Source organism: Azospirillum palustre (assembly GCF_002573965.1).
In the GTDB taxonomy this organism is placed as follows: Bacteria; Pseudomonadota; Alphaproteobacteria; order Azospirillales; family Azospirillaceae; genus Azospirillum; species Azospirillum palustre.
On the sequence record NZ_PDKW01000042.1, the window covers coordinates 854286 to 873521 of the forward strand.

General features: G+C 68.2%; 18 protein-coding genes. 12 read left to right on the forward strand and 6 right to left on the reverse strand.

All coding sequences use genetic code 11. The annotated features are described in order from the left end of the window. Positions 1-5: 5 nt before the first annotated feature. From CRT60_RS21335 to CRT60_RS21350, 4 genes are all read right to left on the reverse strand, one after another. Positions 6-899 carry a LysR family transcriptional regulator gene (locus CRT60_RS21335; protein WP_098738514.1) on the reverse strand — a complete coding sequence of 298 codons (894 nt, stop codon included), beginning with the start codon at positions 897-899 and terminating at the stop codon, positions 6-8. A 174-nt stretch (positions 900-1073) separates the two neighbouring features. Next, positions 1074-2123: an NAD(P)-dependent alcohol dehydrogenase gene (locus CRT60_RS21340; protein WP_098738515.1), complete on the reverse strand. Its 1050-nt coding sequence runs from the start codon at positions 2121-2123 to the stop codon at positions 1074-1076. A 48-nt stretch (positions 2124-2171) separates the two neighbouring features. Next, entirely contained in the window at positions 2172-2567 is a 396-nt protein-coding gene (locus CRT60_RS21345) for a (R)-mandelonitrile lyase (RefSeq protein WP_098738516.1), read from the reverse strand. 165 nt (positions 2568-2732) lie between these two features. Further along, the gene (locus CRT60_RS21350) at positions 2733-3449 is read right to left on the reverse strand and encodes an SDR family oxidoreductase (RefSeq protein ID WP_098738517.1); all 717 of its coding nucleotides are present in this window, start codon (positions 3447-3449) and stop codon (positions 2733-2735) included. Between the two features lie 112 nt (positions 3450-3561). Here CRT60_RS21350 and CRT60_RS21355 point away from each other — a divergent pair, with 112 nt between their 5' ends. After that, positions 3562-4461, forward strand: a complete 900-nt coding sequence (locus CRT60_RS21355) for a LysR family transcriptional regulator (RefSeq protein ID WP_098738518.1) — start codon at positions 3562-3564, stop codon at positions 4459-4461. Between the two features lie 19 nt (positions 4462-4480). Here CRT60_RS21355 and CRT60_RS21360 read toward each other — a convergent pair whose 3' ends face one another. Then, positions 4481-5680 carry an acetyl-CoA C-acyltransferase gene (locus CRT60_RS21360; protein ID WP_098738519.1) on the reverse strand — a complete coding sequence of 400 codons (1200 nt, stop codon included), beginning with the start codon at positions 5678-5680 and terminating at the stop codon, positions 4481-4483. A 131-nt stretch (positions 5681-5811) separates the two neighbouring features. Here CRT60_RS21360 and CRT60_RS21365 point away from each other — a divergent pair, with 131 nt between their 5' ends. Continuing rightward, a complete protein-coding gene (locus CRT60_RS21365; protein ID WP_098738520.1) occupies positions 5812-6408 on the forward strand; it encodes a TetR/AcrR family transcriptional regulator in 597 nt (198 codons plus the stop codon). 24 nt (positions 6409-6432) lie between these two features. Here CRT60_RS21365 and CRT60_RS21370 read toward each other — a convergent pair whose 3' ends face one another. Then, complete coding sequence (locus CRT60_RS21370; RefSeq protein ID WP_098738521.1) at positions 6433-6741, reverse strand: putative quinol monooxygenase; 309 nt, start codon at positions 6739-6741, stop codon at positions 6433-6435. A gap of 521 nt (positions 6742-7262) precedes the next feature. On the opposite strand from CRT60_RS21370, the gene CRT60_RS21375 reads away from it, so the two are divergent. From CRT60_RS21375 to CRT60_RS21420, 10 genes are all read left to right on the forward strand, one after another. After that, entirely contained in the window at positions 7263-9374 is a 2112-nt protein-coding gene (locus tag CRT60_RS21375; RefSeq protein WP_143273337.1) for a mechanosensitive ion channel domain-containing protein, read from the forward strand. A gap of 216 nt (positions 9375-9590) precedes the next feature. Continuing rightward, on the forward strand, positions 9591-10460 hold the full coding sequence (locus CRT60_RS21380; RefSeq protein WP_098738523.1) for a GntR family transcriptional regulator: 870 nt from the start codon (positions 9591-9593) through the stop codon (positions 10458-10460). A 5-nt stretch (positions 10461-10465) separates the two neighbouring features. Further along, positions 10466-11713, forward strand: a complete 1248-nt coding sequence (locus CRT60_RS21385) for an ABC transporter substrate-binding protein (protein ID WP_098738524.1) — start codon at positions 10466-10468, stop codon at positions 11711-11713. Positions 11714-11820: 107 nt separating this feature from the next. Beyond that, the gene (locus CRT60_RS21390; RefSeq protein WP_098738525.1) at positions 11821-12693 is read left to right on the forward strand and encodes a branched-chain amino acid ABC transporter permease; all 873 of its coding nucleotides are present in this window, start codon (positions 11821-11823) and stop codon (positions 12691-12693) included. After that, a complete protein-coding gene (locus CRT60_RS21395) occupies positions 12690-13688 on the forward strand; it encodes a branched-chain amino acid ABC transporter permease (RefSeq protein ID WP_098738526.1) in 999 nt (332 codons plus the stop codon). The genes CRT60_RS21390 and CRT60_RS21395 overlap by 4 nt, the downstream gene beginning before the upstream one ends. Continuing rightward, positions 13675-14421 carry an ABC transporter ATP-binding protein gene (locus CRT60_RS21400; protein ID WP_098738527.1) on the forward strand — a complete coding sequence of 249 codons (747 nt, stop codon included), beginning with the start codon at positions 13675-13677 and terminating at the stop codon, positions 14419-14421. Before CRT60_RS21395 ends, CRT60_RS21400 begins: the two co-directional genes overlap by 14 nt. After that, on the forward strand, positions 14414-15127 hold the full coding sequence (locus tag CRT60_RS21405; RefSeq protein ID WP_098738528.1) for an ABC transporter ATP-binding protein: 714 nt from the start codon (positions 14414-14416) through the stop codon (positions 15125-15127). Before CRT60_RS21400 ends, CRT60_RS21405 begins: the two co-directional genes overlap by 8 nt. A 26-nt stretch (positions 15128-15153) precedes the next feature. Beyond that, a complete protein-coding gene (locus CRT60_RS21410; protein WP_098738529.1) occupies positions 15154-16581 on the forward strand; it encodes an MmgE/PrpD family protein in 1428 nt (475 codons plus the stop codon). 1 nt (position 16582) lies between these two features. After that, positions 16583-17485, forward strand: a complete 903-nt coding sequence (locus tag CRT60_RS21415) for an isocitrate lyase/PEP mutase family protein (RefSeq protein ID WP_098738530.1) — start codon at positions 16583-16585, stop codon at positions 17483-17485. After that, positions 17482-19227, forward strand: coding sequence for a hydantoinase B/oxoprolinase family protein (locus CRT60_RS21420; RefSeq protein ID WP_098738531.1), 1746 nt, complete (start codon positions 17482-17484; stop codon positions 19225-19227). Before CRT60_RS21415 ends, CRT60_RS21420 begins: the two co-directional genes overlap by 4 nt. The last annotated feature ends 9 nt before the right edge of the window (positions 19228-19236 follow it).

The window sequence follows — 19236 nt, forward strand, 5'->3', positions numbered from 1 at the left end:
TTCGTTCATTCGCGATGGCGCAGCGCCTCGACCAGCGCGATGAAGGCTGGAGAGGACTGCCGCCGGCTCGGATAGTACAGGTGATAGCTTTCCCAGTAAGGCGACCAGTCTTCGAGGACGCGCATCAGCCGCCCCTGCGCGATGTGGGGGCTGGCGATGTCCTCCGGAACATAGGCAAGGCCGAAGCCATCCAGGGCCGCCTCCAGAACATTGTGGATGTTGTTGAAGGCCACCTGTCCATCGACGCGGATGTTGACCGTCTGCCCCTCGCGCTCGAACTCCCACGCCCACAGGCCGCCATAGGTCGGCAGGCGCAGATTGATGCAGCTGTGGTGGACAAGCTCCTGCGGGCTGGCGGGGATTGGATTGTTGTCGAAGTAGGCGGGGGTGCCGATCACGGCGAAGCGGACCGGCGGGCTGATCCTGGCCGAGATCATGTCCTTGGCAAGCAACTCGCCCATCCTGACGCCGGCATCGCACCGCGTGGCGACGATGTCGATCAGCGCGTTGTCGAGAACCAGCTCGACCTTGATGTCGGGGTATTTCGGCAGGATGTCGCGCAGCTTGGGCCAGAGCACATGGGCGACCGCATGGTCGGATGCGGTGATGCGGATGTTGCCGGCCGGTTTCTCGCGCAACTCGCTGAGCGCGTCGATCTGCGCGCCGATCTCCTCGAAATGCGGACGGATTCCGTTGAACAGGCGCTCGCCGGCATCGGTGAGCGACACCGCCCGCGTCGTGCGGGTGAGAAGCCGGATGCCGAGCCGGGCTTCGAGCTGGCGGATGGTGTGGCTGAGCGCCGACTGCGACAGGCCGAACTGCGCCGCCGCCCTGGTGAAGCTCCGTTCACGGGCCACCGCGATGAAGGCCAGCAGATCGTCGACGCTCTCACGCGGCATTCATGAATCTCCGTCATGTCGTTCCGCACAGTATAGCGCCGGAGTGGAATTCAGGAATTGGCTTGCTCGACGCTCCGACACCGTCGGGGGCGGCAAACCCCCGTCCGGCGGGCCGCTGGTGGCGCGCCGGTTCGGGGGGGGCTCACATTTTTAAGAGGGAGGTGAGAGCCGGGATCAGGCGGACAGGGAAGCGTTGTCGATCACGAAGCGGTATTTGACGTCGCCCTTGAGCATCCTCTCATAGGCGGCGTTGATGTCCCCGGCGCGGATCAGTTCGATGTCCGCAGTGATGCCGTGCTCGGCACAGAAATCCAGCATCTCCTGCGTTTCGGGGATGCCGCCGATCATCGAGCCGGCGATGGACCGCCGCTTGGTGATCAGGTTGAACACGTTGGGCGAGGGATGCGGCGTGGCCGGCGCACCGACCAGCGTCATCGTTCCATCGCGCTTCAGCAGCACGAGAAAGGCGTCCAGATCGTGCGGAGCCGCCACCGTGTTCAGGATCAGGTCGAAGCTCTTCGCATGGGCGGCCATCTCACCCTCGTTGCGGGAAACGACGACCTCGTCCGCACCCAGCGCCTTCGCATCCTCCCGCTTGGATTCGGACGTGGTGAAGGCCACCACATGGGCGCCCATCGCGTGGGCCAGCTTGATGCCCATATGGCCGAGGCCGCCGATTCCGACGACGCCGATCTTCTTGCCCGGTCCCGCCTGCCAGTGGCGCAGCGGCGAATAGGTGGTGATGCCGGCGCACAGCAGCGGCGCCACCGCCGCAAGCTGCTCCTCCGGGTGCTTGACGCGCAGAACGTAGCGTTCGTGGACGACGATCCGCTGCGAATAGCCGCCCAGCGTGTGGCCGGGCGGGTGGTCGGTCAGTCCGTTGTAGGTGCCGACCATGCCGTCGCAGTAATTTTCCAGCCCGGCCTCGCAGTCGTCGCAATGCTGGCAGCTGTCGACCATGCAGCCGACGCCGACCAGATCGCCTTCGCGGAAGCCCTTCACATGGCCTCCGACGGCGGAAACCCGGCCGACGATCTCGTGGCCGGGAACGCAGGGCCACAGCGTGCCGGCCCATTCCGCCCGCACCTGATGCAGGTCCGAATGGCAGATGCCGCAATAGGCGATCTCGATCTGCACGTCATGCGGGCCGGGAGCCCGGCGGGCGATGTCCATCGGCTCCAGCGGCCGGTCGGCGGCATGGGCGCCATAGGCTTTCACAGTCATGGGGGAAACTCCTCGCTTCTCTCGGCTTCTTTTCCGGGACGGGCGGCGTCAGGCGCCGTATTGCTCGTCCGTCACCTTGTCCATCCAGTCGACCGCCTTGCCGTCCAGCTGTTCCTGGATGGCGATGTGCGTCATCGCCATGGTGGGCGAGGCGCCGTGCCAGTGCCGTTCGCCCGGCGCGAACCACACCACGTCACCGGGGCGGATCTCCTCGATGGGACCGCCCTCGCGCTGGACTCGGCCGCAGCCGGCGGTGACGATCAGCGTCTGCCCCAGCGGATGGGTGTGCCATGCCGTGCGGGCGCCGGGTTCGAAGGTGACGCTGGCGGCCGTCGTGCGGGCCGGCGGGTGCGGCTGGAACAGCGGGTCGATGCGGACCGTACCCGTGAACCAGTCCGCCGGTCCCCTGGTGGATGGCTGCGAGCCGACGCGTGCGATGTCCATGGTCGATCCTCCGGTCGTTGCCCGCCGCGGTGCGGCGGTGGTGGCGCCAGAGAAGCTAGTCCACGGGACTGTCTGCGATTAGTCCCCCAAAGATGCATGGACTTATGAAAGAACTTCATCAATTCCCGTGACGTGTCGCGGTTTCGAAGTCCATCTGCGGGCAGGTCAGGCGATGGCGCCGCCGCCATCCACGCGCACGGTGGAGCCGGTGGCGAAGGGGGTGGTGGCGAGGAACAGCACGGCGTTGGCGATATCCTCGGCCTGGCCGATCCGGCGGGCGGGCAGGCGCTGGGCAGCACCGGCGAACATCGCCTCCCGCTTCTCCGCCGGCAGGCCGGACCACAGCGGTGTTGCGATCAGGCCGGGCGAGACGGCATTGACGCGGACCGGGGCGAGTTCCAGAGCCAGCCCGCGGGCCAGAGCCTCCAGCGCCGCGTTGATGGCGCCCTGCAGAACGGAGGTCGCGGAGGGCCTGACGCTGAGAAAGCCCGAAACGAAGGTCAGCGATCCGGTCTCGCTGATTTTCGCGGCACGGGCGACGTGGTAGGCGTCCCAGAATTTGCTGTCCATCGCGGTCCGTGCGTCGGCGACGGCAAGGCCGCGCACCGGCCCGCCGGGCGTCTGTGCCGCGGAGACGACGACATGGTCCCAGGCCGGCTCTTCCGCGAAGAAGCGTTCGACCGCCTCCAGGTCGCGGGTGTCGAGCACGACGGCGCGTGCATCGCCGCCGATTGCGGCGGCCGCGGCGTCGAGCTTGTCGCGCGACCGCGAGGCGATGGTGACCGAAGCGCCTGCTTCGGCAGCCGCCGTTGCGGTCGCCAGACCGATGCCGGAGCTTCCGCCGACCACCAGCACGCGCGTGTTCTTCAAGCTGTCTGACATGGTGCAATTCCTTCAGAGGTGAGCTGGAAGGAAGTCTAGAACCTCTCCGGATAGCGCAGTATCCTCGACCTGATCGATATACTCTCCACCAAATGGAAAGAATGCGGCGGGCATGCTGGGCGATCTCGATGAACTGCGCACCTTCGTCCGCATCGTCGCCGCGGGCAGTCTGTCCGCCGCCGGCCGCGAGATGAATCTGGCGTTGAGTGTGGTCAGCAAGCGGCTGGCATCGCTGGAGCGGCGGACCGATACGCGGCTGGTGGCCCGCAGCACCCGGCGCCTCGCCCTGACGGAGGAGGGGCAGCGGCTGTACCGGCATGCCCAGCGCATCCTCGCCGAGGTCGCTGAGGCCGAGGAAGCTCTCAGCCATGGCCGTGTCGAGCCGCAGGGCGTTCTGCGGGTGGGAGCGCCGGCTGCGCTGGGCCGCATGCATGTCGGCCCGGTCTGCCGCGAGCTTGTCGAGGCTTATCCGCGGATTTCGGTCGACCTCCGCCTGACCGACCGCATGGTCGACCTGATCGACGAGGGGCTGGACGTGGCGGTGCGGATCGGCGCGCCCAGGGATTCGGCGCTGGTCATGCGCAGGTTGGCCGACAATCACCGGATCCTGGTCGGTGCGCCGGCCTATCTGGAGCGTCGCGGCTGGCCCGCATCGCCGCAGGATTTGGAGAGCTACGACTGCATCCAATACCGTGGCACCGGCGGGCGCTGGCGCCTGCTGGGACCCGGCGGTGCGGTGGTCGAACTGGACACCGCATCCCGCCTGCGTTGCAACAATGGCGACGTCGCCCAGGATTGGGCGCTTGCCGGCTGCGGCCTCCTGTGGAAGTCGCGGATCGACGTCGAGGACGACCTTGCCGCCGGCAGGCTGGTGCGGGTGCTGCCGGACTGGCATGGCGACCCCGCGCCGGTCTGTGCGCTGTTCCCCACGCAACGGCAGCTGCCGACGCGCGTGCGCCTGTTCCTTGACGCCATGGCGCGCCGGCTGAACCGGGAGGAGGCAGGGCGATAGGAGCGCCGCTTCCGGCGCTTCAGCCGACCCGCTCGATGGCGATGGCGGTTGCCTCGCCGCCGCCGATGCACAGGGAGGCCACGCCCCGTGTCAGTCCGCGCGCCGCCAGCGCGTGCAGCAGCGTCACGATCAGCCGCGCCCCGGTGGCGCCGATGGGGTGGCCAAGCGCGCAGGCCCCGCCATTGACGTTCAACCGCTCCGGATCGATTCCCAGGTCGCGCTGTGCCGCCATGGCGACGACGGCGAAGGCCTCATTGATTTCGAACAGATCAACCTCGTCCACCGCCCAGCCGACCTTGTCCAGCAGTTTGCGGATCGCCGGGATCGGAGCCGTGGTGAACCAAGCCGGATCCTGGCTGTGGGTGGCGTGGCCCCGGATCTCCGCCAAGATCGGCAGGCCGGCGGCCTCGGCCACCGAACGCCGGGTCAGCACCAGTGCCGCGGCACCGTCCGCATTGGCCGACGAGCTGGCGGCGGTGATCGTCCCGTCGCGGCGGAAGGCGGGTTTCAGGGCAGGGATCTTGTCGGGGGAGACCTTCAGCGGGTTCTCGTCCTGCGCGACCACCCGCTCGCCGCCCTTGGCAGGAACCGTGAGCGGCACGATCTCCGCCGCGAAGGCACCGCTTTCGACCGCCGCACGGGCGCGGGTCAGCGTCCGGGCGGCGTAGGCGTCCTGCTCGGCGCGGGTAAAGCCGTAGGACTCGGCCGTCGCCTCGCCAAAATCGCCCATGGCGCGGCCACCCTCATAGGCGTCCTCCAGCCCGTCCAGCATCATGTGGTCCAGCAGCCGGTCATGGCCGATGCGGTATCCGCCGCGGGCCTTGGCCAGCAGGTAGGGGGCGTTCGTCATCGACTCCATGCCGCCGGCCACCACGATGTCGGCCGATCCGGCGCGGATCAGGTCGTGGGCCAGCATGGTCGCCTTCATGCCCGAGCCGCAGACCTTGTTGATCGTGGTCGCTCCGGTCGCATCGGGCAGCCCGGCGCCGCGGGCGGCCTGCCGCGCCGGCGCCTGCCCTTGCCCGGCGGGCAGGACGCAACCGAACAGCAGCTCGTCGATGCTGGCGGGCGGCAAACCGGCACGCTCCACCGCCGCGGCGATGGCGCGGGCGCCGAGAACCGGGGCCGGCAGCGCCGACAGCTCCCCCTGGAAGCGGCCCAGCGGCGTGCGGACGGCGGACACGATGACGACGGGATCGTGGGTCGAAGCGGTGTGCATGTTGCGGTCTCCGGATCGGTGGCCCGGCTGGGGCGGCATTTAAATGACGGACGTCATGTTTGTATAATTGATGATGATCGTCATATAATTTGTCAACGGATCTTCGACTGCTTTTTGAGGGAAGGTGCATCATGCGGGTAAGCAAGGAGCAGGCGGCGGAAAACCGGCGCCGCGTCGTCGAGGTGGCAAGCGCGCTGTTCCGCGAGCGCGGCTTCAACGGGATCGGCGTCGCCGACCTGATGAAGGAGGCCGGCCTGACCCATGGCGGCTTCTACGGCCAGTTCGCTTCGAAGGAGGACCTGGCGGCGGAGGCCTGCGCCCACGCGATGGAGGTGGCGGCGGAGCGCTGGCGCGTGTCGGCGGAGACCAAGGGGGATGAGGCTCTAACGGCGCTGCTGGACAGCTATCTGTCTCCACGCCACCGCGACCGCAGTGCCGCCGGCTGTCCCATCGCGGCACTCGGCATCGATGTGGCCCGTCAGGGCGGGGTGGCGCGCAGTGCCTTCACCCGCGGACTGCGGCCCTTCCTCGACGGCTTGAGCCGCCTCGTTCCGGGCCGCTCGGCGGAGGCGAAGCGGAAGGCGGCGCTGACCACCCTGTCGGAGATGGTCGGCGCCCTGATCCTTGCGCGTGCCGTCGACGATCCCGCCCTGTCTGAAGAGATCCTGGAGGCTGCACGCACGAGCCTCGGCCGGCCTTCCGGCAAGCCGGAGGCCGGCGACGCCTGAGCTCTGCCGTGCTGGCGATGCCGGTCAGGCGATGCGGCGGAGCAGGTCGATCCGCAGCGGCTTGCCCAGCAGCGTGTCGAACTGCGCGGCAAGGCGGGTGAAGGCCGCCGCCTTCGCATGGGTGTCGAGTGCCGCCTGATCCTGCCAGATCTCGTACATCACGACGGTGCCGGGCTTTTCACGGCTGACATGGGCGGAGTAGGCGAGGCAGCCCGGCTCCTTCAGCACGTCCGGAACGATGGCGGTAATGGCGTCGGCCAGTGCCTGCTCCTGGCCGGGCTTGGCGACCAGATAGGCGACGAGTTGCACCTGCTCGCTCGGCGGAATGCTCATGGCGGTCTTTCCCCTTGATGGACGGTTGGAAGCTAGCTTTTCGAACTTGGGCTTTGCAGTGCCGGGACCCGAATGATCCTCGCCCGCGGGGCGTCGGCTGGCAACCCGGCCCCTTGGCCTGTGACCAAGGGATAAACCGGGCAAATCGAAATCGGAAATGCGGAGTTGCGATTTCAACCAGAAGCAAATCCCATCGATTCCAAGCCGCTTGCCTATGGGGTATGCCATGTCAGACGGCGCGGGCTGCGTGACGATGGGCTTTCCCGTCCTGTTGTCAACGGATTGCCCATTCAACGCTTCAGGAGCCTATGGTTTTTGCCGAACGCAGCGCGCAAGCGCCAGCCGACCGCCGCCGAACGGGGCGCCATGCCGTCACCCTCCTGCTCTGTCTCCTCTCCATCGGCATTTCCATCCTTGCCTCGACCGGTTCCGCCGTCGCGCAGTCACCGCTGACGACGCCGGCCCCGGCAGCGTCGTCAGCGGCTTCGGCGCCGGAGCCGAAGCCGAAGGAGATCGGCCGGTTGGTCGATTCGTTGGAGAACCCGGCCAAGCGCGAGGAACTGCTGGACCAGTTGAAGGCTTTGCAGCAGGTCGAACAGGCGGCCAAGCCCGAACGCGATACCGAGCGCCTCGGCACGCGCCTGCTGACGGTGCTGTCGGCACGGCTGGACAATTTGGGGGAGGAAGTCCGGACGACCGGCGAGGTGGTGCTGGCCGCGCCGCAGGGGATGCGCTGGCTGCAGCGGCAGGCGCTGGATCCGGCGAAGCGGGCGACCTGGGCGTGGCTGTTCGCCGAACTCGCCCTTGTCCTTGTCGCCGGGCACAGCATCAGGCTGGTCACCATCCGGCTGTTGAGCCGCCCGCGGTCGATCCTGGCGGCACGGCCTTTCCACTCTGCCATCGCCAAGATCCCGTTGCTGCTGGTCCGCGCCCTGATGGATCTGGCGCCCATCGCCGCCTTCGCCTTTGCCGGCTTCGGCGTGCTGGTGCTGATCGACCCGCCGACGACGGTGCGGCTGCTCGGTGTCGCCTTCCTGAACGCCAGCCTGTTCGTACAGGTCGTGCTTCTGGTGATGCGTGGGTTGCTGTCGCCGCGCTCCACCAACCTGCGGCTGATCCCGATGAGCGACGCGTCGGCGCGGCGTCTGCTGTTGTGGAGCCAGACCATCGCCGCCACCACCGTCTACGGTCTGTTCGCAGCCGGCACCGTACGCACGCTCGGGCTGCCGGAGCAGTCCTACGACACGCTGGTGAAGCTGGTCGGGCTTGCCGACGCCATCATGCTGACAGCACTGGTCCTGCAAAGCCGCGCCGCGGTTGCATCCTGGCTGCGCGGGGAGATTTCGGCCGCCCCATCGGTTCCTGATCAGGAACCGGGGGAGGCACACGCTGCGAGGACCACGCGTCCTGGCCGCCTTCTGCGCGCGGCCGGTCGGCGTCTGGCCAATATCTGGCATGCCGTCGCCATCCTCTACATCGTGGCACTGTTCGGCATCTGGGCTCTGGAGGTCGAAGGCGGGCTGTTGTTCGTTCTGCGGGCGACCGCCGTGTCGATGGCGGTGATCGCCATCGCCCGGATCGCCGGGCGCGGCATCGCCCAGGGCTCCGCGGCACTGCGGCGGCGGCTGGACCGCGAACGCTCGACCTGGGGCGAGCGGCGTATAAAGCGCTATGTCGGGCCGGGCACCCGTTTGCTGCACTGGTCGGTCGCGGTCCTGGCCGGGCTGGTGGTGCTGGATGCCTGGGGGCTGAACATCCGGGGGTCGGTGGAAACCGCCCTGGGCTGGCGGTTCGTCGCCTCGAGCCTCGCCATCCTGCTGGTGGCCGGCATCGCGCTCGCGGTGTGGGAACTGACGAACGCCGTCATCGAGCGGAACCTCGCCACCACCGACCGCAACGGCCACACCATCCAGCGCAGCGCCCGCATCCGCACGCTCCTGCCGCTGCTGCGCAACGCGCTGATGGTGCTGCTGACCACCTTCGTCACCCTGATCGCCCTGTCGGAACTGGGGTTGGACATCGGGCCGCTGCTGGCCGGTGCCGGCGTGGTCGGCCTCGCCGTCGGCTTCGGCGCGCAGACGCTGGTGAAGGACGTCATCACCGGCCTGTTCATCCTGTTCGAGGACACCATCTCGGTCGGCGACGTGGTGAATGTCGGCGGCAAGGGCGGTCTGGTTGAGGGCATCACCATCCGCACCATCCGTCTGCGCGATTTCGACGGGACGGTGCACACCGTGCCGTTCAGCGCGGTGACCAGCATTTCCAACATGACCAAGGACTTCAGCTATTACGTCTTCGACGTCGCCGTCTCCTATGGCGAGGATGTCGACCGCGTCGTGTCGGTCCTGCACGAGATCGGGGCGGGGCTGCGGGCCGATCCCCGCTTCGCGCCTCTGATTCTGGAGTCTCTGGAAGTGCTGGGGATCGACGCATTCCAGGAATCCACGGTTGTGGTCAAGGCGCGGATCAAGACCTTGCCGATCCAGCAATGGAACGTCGGCCGCGAGTTCAACGGTCGCATGAAGAAGCGGTTCGCCGAACTGGGGATCGCCATCCCGTTCCCGCAACGCATCCTGCACATGGCACCGAATGGGATGTCCAAGGCGAACGCTTATGGCGAAGCGGCGGAATGACCGCCGCGCGGCAGCGATGCCCCTGTCAAATCTTCTGATGCCAAATCCTCTGACCGGGCCCAGGGAGGCTTGCTTGGGTCCGGGCCGCGATCGTTCGCGCCCCCAACAACGCTATTGACCAAAGCTGTATTATCCATCATACAGGTTCCTGTCTGATGAATGGACAGCATTGGGTCCCGGTGGGACGGTTTCCGGTGGAAGGGGAGGCGGAGTGCTGTGAAGTCGGCGGTCGAACCCCTGAAGGCTCGCAGGATCTATCTTCTGCTGCGCGACCGCATCGTCGCCGGCGAACTACCGCCGGGCGCGCGCCTGCCGGGCGAGCCGGCGCTGGCCGCCGAACATGCCGTGTCCCGCGTCACCGTGCGCCGGGCGCTGGATCTTCTGGACAAGGAAGGGCTGGTGCAGCGCAAAGCCGGATCCGGCACCTTCGTCCATGACACGCGCACCGTCCGGCCCATCGTTGCCGACCTGTCGAACGTGCTGTCGCACCTGATCGACATGGGCCGCAGCACCGACGTCAGGCTGCTGTCCTTCGGCTACGGCGTGCCGCCGGAGTCGATCGCCGAGAGCCTTGGTTTGAAACCCGGCGAGCGGGCGCAGCGGTCGGTGCGCGTGCGCCTGATCGACGGGGAGCCCTTCTCCTACCTGACCACCCATGTGCCGGAATGGATCGGCCTGACCTACTCGGAGGCGGAACTGGCGGCGCGCCCGCTGCTGGAACTGATCGAACGGTCGGGTGTGACGACGGAACGCGCCACCCAGGCGATCAACGCCACGCTGGCCGGTCCGGAAGCGGCGGCGGCGCTGGATCTGGAGATCGGCTCGCCGCTGCTGACCCTGACCCGCATCGTCTACGAGCCGTCGGGCCGCGGGGTGGAACATCTCCACGCGCTGTACCGGCCCGACCGCTACAGCTTCCACATGGATCTGGTGCGCACCGGCAGCGACGGCGAACGGCGCTGGAGCCCGGCGCTCGGCTGGCCGCGCGCTGCCGACAAGACCAAGAGCGACAAGAGCAAATCCGAGAAAAGCAAATCGGGCGAAAAGCCCGCCCGCACCCCGCGGGTCATCAAACAGAGGAGTTGAGCGTTATGGGACGTTCGGTTCAGGACTCCACCCTCATCGGCATTTCCCGCCGCACGGTTTTGAAGGCCGGTGCCGCGGCGGCCGCCGTCACCGCGCTGCCGTTTGCCGCCCCCTCGGTCCTGCGGGCGCAGACCCCCCCGGTGGTGAAGATCGGCATTCTCCAGCCGGTGACCGGCGCGCTGGCCCATGACGGCGACCTCGGCCGGGCCGGTGCGGAGATGGCGATCAACGAGATCAACGCGGCCGGCGGCATCAAGTCGCTGGGCGGCGCCACGCTGGAAATGCTGTTCGGCGACGCCCGCTCGACCCCGGAAGCCGGCACGCAGGAGGTGGAGCGGATGCAGGCCGAAGGCGTGTCCGCCATCGTCGGTGGCTTCGCCAGCCCGATCTGCCTTGCCGCCTCGCAGGCGGCGGCACGTTATGAACTGCCCTATCTGGTCGATGTCGGCGTGTCGGACCAGATCATGGCGCGCGGCCTGACCAACACCTTCCGCTTCAGCCCCGGCTTCGGCAAGGTCACCCAGGTGGCGCTCGACAATTTGACCGCCATCAACGACAAGGCGGGCAAGCCGGCCAGGACCGTGGTGCTGGTGCATGAGGACGGGCTGTTCGGCTCCGGCCTCGCCAAGCTGCTGCAAAGCGAACTGCCCAAGCGCGGCTTCGAAATTCTGGAGACCATCGCCCACCCGACGCCGGCGCGCGACATGTCCAACGTGGCGCTGCGCATCCGCTCGCTGAACCCCGATCTGGTGATCCCCTCCAACTACTATGGCGAGTTCGTGCTGCTCGCCCGCACCATGCAGCAGCAGCGCATCAAGCCGAAGGGCATCTATGCGATCCTCGGTGGTGCGGCGTCGAACGGCCGCTTCGTCAAGGAATTCCCGCAGGCGGCCCAGAACGTCATCGACTGCAACCACTGGCACGATCCGAAGAACCCGAAGGCGCTGGCGCTCCGCAAGGCGGTGGAAGGGCAGGGCAAGTCCTTCGCCTACAATGTCTCGCTGAACTACTCGAACGTCCTGCTGCTGGCCGACGCCATCGAGCGCGCGGGATCGTCCGACCGCAAGAAGATCATCGAGGCGCTGAACGCCTCCACCTTCGCCGGCCATATCATGCCCTACGGCCCGACCAAGTTCGTCAACGGCCAGAACGAGGGCGCCACCCCGATCAACACCCAGATCCAGGGTGAGGACATCAAGGTGATCTTCCCCGACGCATTCGCCGAGGCGAAGGCCAACTTCCCGGCGGCCTGATCCGTTTTTCGCCGTCGCACCTCCGCATTTCTCCCATCCGTCCGGGTCGCCGCGAGCCGGCCGACCCGGCGCGGGTGAGGGACCATTCCCCTCATGCGCGGGCTGCCATGTATTCACCTCAGATCATTCTGGAAGCGGCGCTGAACGGTCTGATGACCGGTGCGGTCTATGCCCTGATCGCGCTCGGCCTGACGCTGATCTACGGCGTGCTCCACATCATCAACTTCGCCCACGGCGCGCTGCTGACCTGTGCCATGTTCGCGGTCTGGATCGCCTGGGCCTGGTTGGGCATGGACCCCTATCTCGCCATCCTGCCGCTGGTGCCGCTGATGTTCGTGCTCGGCTACGGCTTGCAGCGCTTCGTCATCGGGCCGGCCAGCCATGGCGACGACGGCAACATCCTGCTGGTCACGCTGGGCCTGTCCATCGTGCTGGAGAATGTGCTGCTGGCCGTGTTCCAGTCCGACACCCGCACGCTCGACACCGACTATTCGTTCCAGGTGGTGGCCTTGGGGCCGCTGCTGCTCAGCTATCCGCGGCTGATCGGGCTGGGCGTCGCCGTGGTGGTGACCGGCCTCTTGTGGCTGGTGCTGAACCGCACCGACACCGGCAAGGCGATCCGTGCGGTCGCCAAGGAAAAGCTCGGCGCCAATCTGGTCGGCATCGACGTGCCGCATGTCTATGCCGTCACCTTCGGGCTGGGCTGCGCCTGTCTTGCCGTGGCAGCGGGGCTGCTGATGCCGACCTTCTACGTCAACCCGCGCATCGGTGGCGCCTTCGTGCTGGTCGCCTTCACCGTGGTGGTGCTGGGCGGCATGGGCTCGCTGCCCGGCGCGCTGCTGGGCGGCCTGTTCATCGGCGTGGTGGAGAGCCTGTGCGGCCTGTTCCTGGGCGACAGCCTGGGCCAGATCGGCATCTTCCTGATCTTCATCGCCGTGCTGCTGGTGCGGCCGACCGGACTGTTCGGAGCCAAGGCATGACCGCGCGCGACCTGATCCCGATCGCCGTCCTTACCCTCCTGGCGGCGCTGCTGCCGCTGGTGGTGACCTCCAGCCCGGTGCTGAACTTCCTGGTCTTCATGCTGATCGTCGCGCTGGGTGCACAGGGCTGGAACATCCTGGGCGGCTTCGGCGGCCAGTTCAGCTTCGGCCATGCCGCCTTCTTCGGCACCGGCGCCTATGTGACGGCGATCCTGCAAGTGCGCTATGGCGTCAACGCCTGGGCCGGGCTGGTGCTGGCAACAGCGGCCGGTGCGGCGGTCGGCTGGGTCATCGGCTTCCTCAGCTTCCGGTCGGGCCTGCGCGGTTCCTACTTCGCGCTGGTGACGCTGGCCTTCGCCGAGGTGTTCCGCATCCTCGCCAATGCCGCCTCCTTCACCGGCGGCGCGGCGGGGCTGCTGATCAAGCTGGATGTCCGCGCCGTCAACCTGCAATTCGACGACCGCGCCGTCTTCTACTGGCTGGTACTGGCCTTCGTCGCCGCGGTGCTGCTGCTGACTCGCTGGATCCAGCGCTCCCGCTTCGGGGCGCAGCTGGTGGCGGTGCGCGAGAACGAGGATGCGGCCAAAGCGCTGGGCGTCAATTCCCTGACGGTGAAGCTGCGCGCCATCGCCCTGTCCGGCGGTGTGACGGCGCTGTCCGGCTGCCTCTATGCCCAATACTTCCTCTACATCGATGCCAACATCGCCTATGGCAGCTGGATTTCGGTGGAGCTTCTGCTGGCCCCGATCATCGGCGGCGTCGGCACCGTCTTCGGCCCGGTGGTGGGGGCGCTGACCCTGCACGGGCTGGGCGAGGTCGCCAAGCAGTTCGCCGGCCGCATCCCCGGCATCGACCTGATCGTCTTCGGCGGCGTGCTGGTGCTGGCAGTGGCCTTTGCCCGCGGCGGCATCCTGGGCCTGCTGGAACGGCTGCGCGACCGCGGCCGCGGGATGGTCACGCGCGGACCCAAGGAGGTTTCCCATGCTGGCCGTTGATGGCGTTTCCAAGCGGTTCGGCGGGCTGATGGCGGTGGACAGCGCGACGCTGTCGCTGCAACCCGGCGGAATCATTGGGCTGATCGGCCCGAACGGCGCCGGCAAGACCACGCTGTTCTCGATGATCTCCGGCTTCGTCGCACCGACCGACGGGCGCATCCGTTTCGAGGGCACCGACATCACCGCCGAGGAGCCGCACCGCCGGGCCGAGCGCGGCATCGGCCGCACCTTCCAGATCGTCCAGCCCTTCGCCGGGCTGACGGTGTGCGAGAACATCGCGGTCGGCGCCTATCTGCGCCATGCCAAGCGTGCCGATGCAACGGCCAAGGCACGCGACGTGGCGCGCCGCGTCGGTCTGGGGAGCGAGCTGGACCGCCCGGCCGGCGGGCTGACGGTGGCCGGGCGCAAGCGGCTGGAGCTGGCCCGCGCGCTCGCCACCGAACCGAAGCTGCTGCTGCTGGACGAGGTGCTGGCCGGGCTGAACCCGTCGGAGATCCGTGACATCATCCCGGTGATCCGGGGCATCCGCGACGAAGGGGTGACGATCCTGATGATCGAACACGTCATGCAGGCGGTGATGAATTTGTGCGAGCGCGTCTATGTGCTGGCCCAGGGCCGCATGATCGCCGAGGGGCCGCCCGCCGTCGTCTGTGCCGACGCCCGCGTGATTGAGGCCTATCTCGGCCACGGCGCCGCCGCCCGGCTGAAGGCGGAGGGGGCGGCCCATGGCTGAGCAGCTTCTGGAAATCCGTGGCCTGAAGACCGGCTATGGCGCCACCGAAGTGCTGCGCGGCATCGACATGGCCGTCCATGCCGGCGAGATCGTCACGGTGCTGGGCTCCAACGGCGTCGGCAAGACGACGCTGAACAAGGTGCTGTCGGGTGTGCTGCCGGCCTGGACCGGAGAAATCCGCTTCGGCGGCACCCGCATCGACGGCAAATCCGCCGCGCGTATCGTGGAAGAAGGACTGATCCAGGTGCCGGAAGGCCGCAAGATCTTCCCCAACCTGTCGATCCGCGAGAATCTGGAACTCGGCAGCTATCGCCGCGGCAAGCCGAACCGGGCACGGAACCTGGAGCGCATCTTCGCAACCTTCCCCCGTCTGAAGGAGCGCGAGGGCCAGTTCGCCGGCACGCTCTCCGGCGGCGAGCAGCAGATGCTGGCCATCGGCCGCGGCATGATGGCCGAGCCGCTCCTGCTGATCCTCGACGAGCCGTCGCTCGGCCTCTCGCCCCTGGTGGTGGAGGAGATGTTCGGGCTGATCCGCAAGCTGAATGAAGACGGGCTGGCGATCCTGCTGGTGGAGCAGAACGTCGTCCAGTCGCTGGAGGTCGCCCGCCGGGCCTACATCCTCGAAAACGGCGTTTTCGCGCTGTCGGGACCGTCCGACGAGATCGCGCGCGACCCCGAACTGAAACGCACCTATCTCGGCCTCTGAGGGGCCGTCCGCCTGGGAGCGGTGACATGACAAGCCTGTCCTTCGACGTGAAGCCGGCGAGCGAGCTGCTCGCCGCCGCCCGCCCGTCCTGGCTCGACCGCTGGGGCGCCTTCGCCGCCGGCCTGACCTTCGCCGACCTGCCGGCCCCGGTGGTGGAGCGGGCCAGGCTGGTGCTGCTCGACTGCATCGGCGTGATCGCCGCCGGCATGCAGGAACCGGAATGCCGCGCGCTGGTCGGCCGGATGGCCCGGACCGCCGGTGCCGGGGATTGTCCGGCCATCGGTTCGGGCCATGGTTTCCCCGCCGGCTCGGCCGCCTTTCTCAACGGCCTCGCCGGGACCATGCTGGAGCTGGATGAGGGCAACCAGTATGCCCGCGGCCATCCGGGCATCCATGTGCTGCCGGCGGCGCTGGCCGCCGGGCCGCGGCTGACCTCCTCCGGCGCCGATCTGCTGACCGCGCTGGCGCTGGGGTACGAGATCGGCTCGCGCATCGGAATCGCCGCCAAGCTGCTGGTCACCACCCACCCGCACGGCACCTGGGGCACGGCGGGCGCGGCGCTGGCGGTGGCGCACCTGAACCGGGCCGACGCGGCGGCGATGATCGAGACGATCAACATCGCCTCCACCCTCGGCCTCGCCACCAGCCGGCGGACGATGCTGGAGGGCGGCACCGTGCGCAACGCCTATGCCGGCGTGTCGAACCAGCTGGGCCTGACCGCCTGGGATCTGGCGGCCAGCGGCATCGTCGGCGAGACCGACGGGGTCGGCAGCGTGTTCGGTGGCGTCATCGCCCGCGATTTCCAGCCGGACCTGATGGTCGACGAACTGGGCGAGCGCTGGGAGATCGCCCGCAACTACTTCAAGCGCCACGCCGCCTGCCGCTACACCCACGGCGCGCTCGATGCGCTGGGGGACATCGTGGCGCAGGCCGGCGGGCGGATCGCACCGGAGCAGGTCGCCTCCATCGAGGTCGATACCTATGTCTGGGCCGCCCAGCTGAATGGGCCAGAGCCGAAGAACATGCTGGCGGCGAAGTTCTCGCTGCCCTTCGCCCTGGCGACCTTCCTCGCCAATGGGGCGGCGACGCCGGATGCGTTCCGCGACGAGGCCAGGCAGGTCCAGGCCACCCGCGATCTCGCCCGCCGGGTGACGGTGCGCGAGGATACCGGCCTGACTGCCCGTCTTCCCGGCCTGCGCCCGGCCCGTGTCCGCCTGACGCTCGCCGACGGCCGCAGCTTCGCGGCAGAGGCGCTGACCAACAAGGGCGACACCGAGGATCCCTACAGCGCCAGCGAGGTACGGGCGAAGTTCGCCGAACTCGCCGGCCCGGTCTGGGGCGCTTCGCACGCCGCCGCCATCGCCGATTGCGTCGAGACCATCGACCGCGCGGCCGATCTTTCAACCCTGACCCGGCTTCTGTCGGCGCCTGCCGCCGCCGGGGGGAGCGTCTGAGATGACCATGCCCGACCTCAGCTTCAAACAGCGGCTTTCTGAAGACCGCGTCGTGCTGGCGCCCGGCGTCTATGACGCCTTCACCGCGTCGATGGCCACCGCCGCCGGGTTCGAGGCGTTGTATCTGTCCGGTGCGGCCATCGCCTACACCCGGCTGGGCCGGCCCGACATCGGGCTGGTTTCGGTCAGCGAGGTGGCCGACACCATCGCCCTGGTGCGCGACCGCGTGGCCACGCCGCTGATCGTCGATGCTGACACCGGCTATGGCAACGCGCTCAACGTGCAGCGTACCGTGCGCATGTTCGAGCGCGCCGGCGCCACCGCGTTGCAGCTTGAGGACCAGAGCTTTCCCAAGCGCTGCGGCCACCTGACCGACAAGGCGGTGATCCCGGCCGGCGAGATGGCCGGCAAGATCAAGGCGGCGGTCGATGCCCGCACCAGCGAAGGCACGCTGATCGTCGCCCGCACCGACGCCGTGGCGGTGGAAGGCGTGTCCGCCGCCCTCGACCGCGCCCGGCTCTATGTCGAGGCCGGGGCCGACGTGCTGTTCGTCGAGGCGCCGAAAAGCCGCGAGCAGCTGTCCGCCATCGCCACCGACCTGGGCGGCATCCGCCCGCTGTTGGCCAACATGGTGGAAGGTGGGCAGACGCCGATCAGCTCCGCCGCCGACTTGGCCGAGCTGGGCTACCGGCTGGTGATCTTCCCCGGCGGAATCGTGCGAGCGCTCGCTCGGCAAGCGCAGGACTATTACGGCTCGCTGGCGCAGCATGGCACCACCCAGCCCTTCCGCGACCGCATGTTCGACTTCAATGCGTTGAACGACCTGATCGGCACGCCGGAGATGCTGGCGCTCGGCGAAACCTACAAGGACTTTGCACCCGCCAAGCGGGAGGACGCAGCATGACCATCCAAACCACTTCCATCGACCCCGTCACGCTGGCCGTCCTGAAGGGCCGGCTGGAGCAGATCGCCGACGAGATGGACGCGACGCTCTACCGCTCCGCCTTCAACCCGATCATCGCCGAGGCGCGCGACGCCTGCCACGGCCTCTACCATGCCGAGACCGGTGCCACGCTGGTGCAGGGCACCAACGGCCTGCCGATCTTCGTCGGCGCCATGGCCTTCGCCGTCAAGGCGGTGATCGACAAGGTGGCGAAGGAGGGCGACCTCCACCCGGAAGACATCTTCCTGTTCAACGATCCCTATGACGGCGGCACCCACCTGAACGACTTCCGTCTGGTGCGGCCGATCTTCCGCCAAGGGCGGCTGTTCTGCTGGATGGCGTCGGTCGGGCACTGGCTCGACATCGGCGGCAATGTGCCGGGCAACTTCAACGCCCGTGCCACCGACAGCTTCCAGGAGGGCGTGCGCATCCCGCCGGTGAAGCTGGTCAAGGCCGGCGCGATGAACCACGACCTGCTGGCGATCCTCGCCGCCAATTCCCGCGTTCCGGTGTCGAACTACGGCGACCTGAACGGGCAGTTGAACGCGCTGGACCTGGGCGTGCGCCGGCTGACCGAACTGCTGGATGAGCATGGCGAGGAGACGGTCGCTGCCGCCTTCGATGCCTTCACCGCACGGGCCGACGCGCTGATGCGCAGCGCCGTGTCCAAGCTGCCGGACGGCGTCTACAGCTTCGAGGATTATCTCGACAATGACGGCATCACGGCGGACCGGCTGCTGATCGCGCTGGACCTGACGATTGCCGGCGACCGGATGATTCTGGACTTCTCGCGCTCGTCCGCTCCCTGCGCCGGGCCGCTGAACATCGCCTATTCCACCGCGGTTGCCTGCTGCTATGTCGCGCTGAAGCATGTCTTCACCGACGTGCCGGCCAATGCAGGCTGCCTCAATCCGATCACCTTCGTCATCCCGGAAAGCACCCTGCTGGCGGTCAAGCCGCCGAAGCCGGTCGGCGGCTATACCGAGACCATCCTGCGGGTGATCGGCGTGGTGTTCGGCGCGCTGGCTCTGGCCGATCCGGCCCGCGCCACCGCCGCCCCCTTCGGCACCATCAACGCGCTGTCGCTGGCCGGCCACCGCAAGGACGGCTCGCGCTGGGTAATGTTCTCCTTCTTCGGCGGGGGCTTGGGCGGCAATCCGGAGACGGACGGGCTGAACCACGCCAACAACCCGATCTCCACCGCCACCATCCCGCCGGTGGAAATCCTGGAAGCCGCCTATCCGGTGATGTTCACCCAATGGGCCTTGCGCCCGGACTCCGCCGGTGCCGGCCTGCATCGCGGCGGGCTGGGTGCCGTCTATGAGATCGAGGCGCTGACCGACGCCGACGTCTTCCTGCTGGGCGAGCGGGGCGTCTTCGCGCCCTTCGGTGTCGCCGGCGGCACCCCGGCGGCACTGAACCGCTTCACCTGGCAGAGCGACGAGGGCGAGAAGTCGCCGCCGCTCGCCTCCAAGGTCACCGATGTGAAGATCCGCGACGGCCAGCGCGTGCGGCTGGAGACACCGGGCGGCGGCGGCTGGGGCGACCCGAAGCGGCGCGATGCGGAGGCCGTCGCCCGCGACGTGCGGCTCGGCTACCTCGGCCGCGACGCGGCGTCCAGCGCCTATGGCGTGGCGCTGACCGACGACGGCGCGCTCGACATCGCCGCCACCGCGACCTTGCGCGAATCCTCCGCCGCCTGACGAACCCGG

Coding starts and splice junctions, on each gene's coding strand:
- CRT60_RS21340 (WP_098738515.1), bottom strand. CDS start 2,123: ATGACTGTGAAAGCCTATGGCGCCCATGCCGCCGACCGGCCGCTGGAG.
- CRT60_RS21365 (WP_098738520.1), top strand. CDS start 5,812: ATGCGGGTAAGCAAGGAGCAGGCGGCGGAAAACCGGCGCCGCGTCGTC.
- CRT60_RS21405 (WP_098738528.1), top strand. CDS start 14,414: ATGGCTGAGCAGCTTCTGGAAATCCGTGGCCTGAAGACCGGCTATGGC.
- CRT60_RS21420 (WP_098738531.1), top strand. CDS start 17,482: ATGACCATCCAAACCACTTCCATCGACCCCGTCACGCTGGCCGTCCTG.
- CRT60_RS21360 (WP_098738519.1), bottom strand. CDS start 5,680: ATGCACACCGCTTCGACCCACGATCCCGTCGTCATCGTGTCCGCCGTC.
- CRT60_RS21410 (WP_098738529.1), top strand. CDS start 15,154: ATGACAAGCCTGTCCTTCGACGTGAAGCCGGCGAGCGAGCTGCTCGCC.
- CRT60_RS21345 (WP_098738516.1), bottom strand. CDS start 2,567: ATGGACATCGCACGCGTCGGCTCGCAGCCATCCACCAGGGGACCGGCG.
- CRT60_RS21370 (WP_098738521.1), bottom strand. CDS start 6,741: ATGAGCATTCCGCCGAGCGAGCAGGTGCAACTCGTCGCCTATCTGGTC.
- CRT60_RS21335 (WP_098738514.1), bottom strand. CDS start 899: ATGCCGCGTGAGAGCGTCGACGATCTGCTGGCCTTCATCGCGGTGGCC.
- CRT60_RS21400 (WP_098738527.1), top strand. CDS start 13,675: ATGCTGGCCGTTGATGGCGTTTCCAAGCGGTTCGGCGGGCTGATGGCG.
- CRT60_RS21355 (WP_098738518.1), top strand. CDS start 3,562: ATGCTGGGCGATCTCGATGAACTGCGCACCTTCGTCCGCATCGTCGCC.
- CRT60_RS21395 (WP_098738526.1), top strand. CDS start 12,690: ATGACCGCGCGCGACCTGATCCCGATCGCCGTCCTTACCCTCCTGGCG.
- CRT60_RS21385 (WP_098738524.1), top strand. CDS start 10,466: ATGGGACGTTCGGTTCAGGACTCCACCCTCATCGGCATTTCCCGCCGC.
- CRT60_RS21415 (WP_098738530.1), top strand. CDS start 16,583: ATGACCATGCCCGACCTCAGCTTCAAACAGCGGCTTTCTGAAGACCGC.
- CRT60_RS21350 (WP_098738517.1), bottom strand. CDS start 3,449: ATGTCAGACAGCTTGAAGAACACGCGCGTGCTGGTGGTCGGCGGAAGC.
- CRT60_RS21390 (WP_098738525.1), top strand. CDS start 11,821: ATGTATTCACCTCAGATCATTCTGGAAGCGGCGCTGAACGGTCTGATG.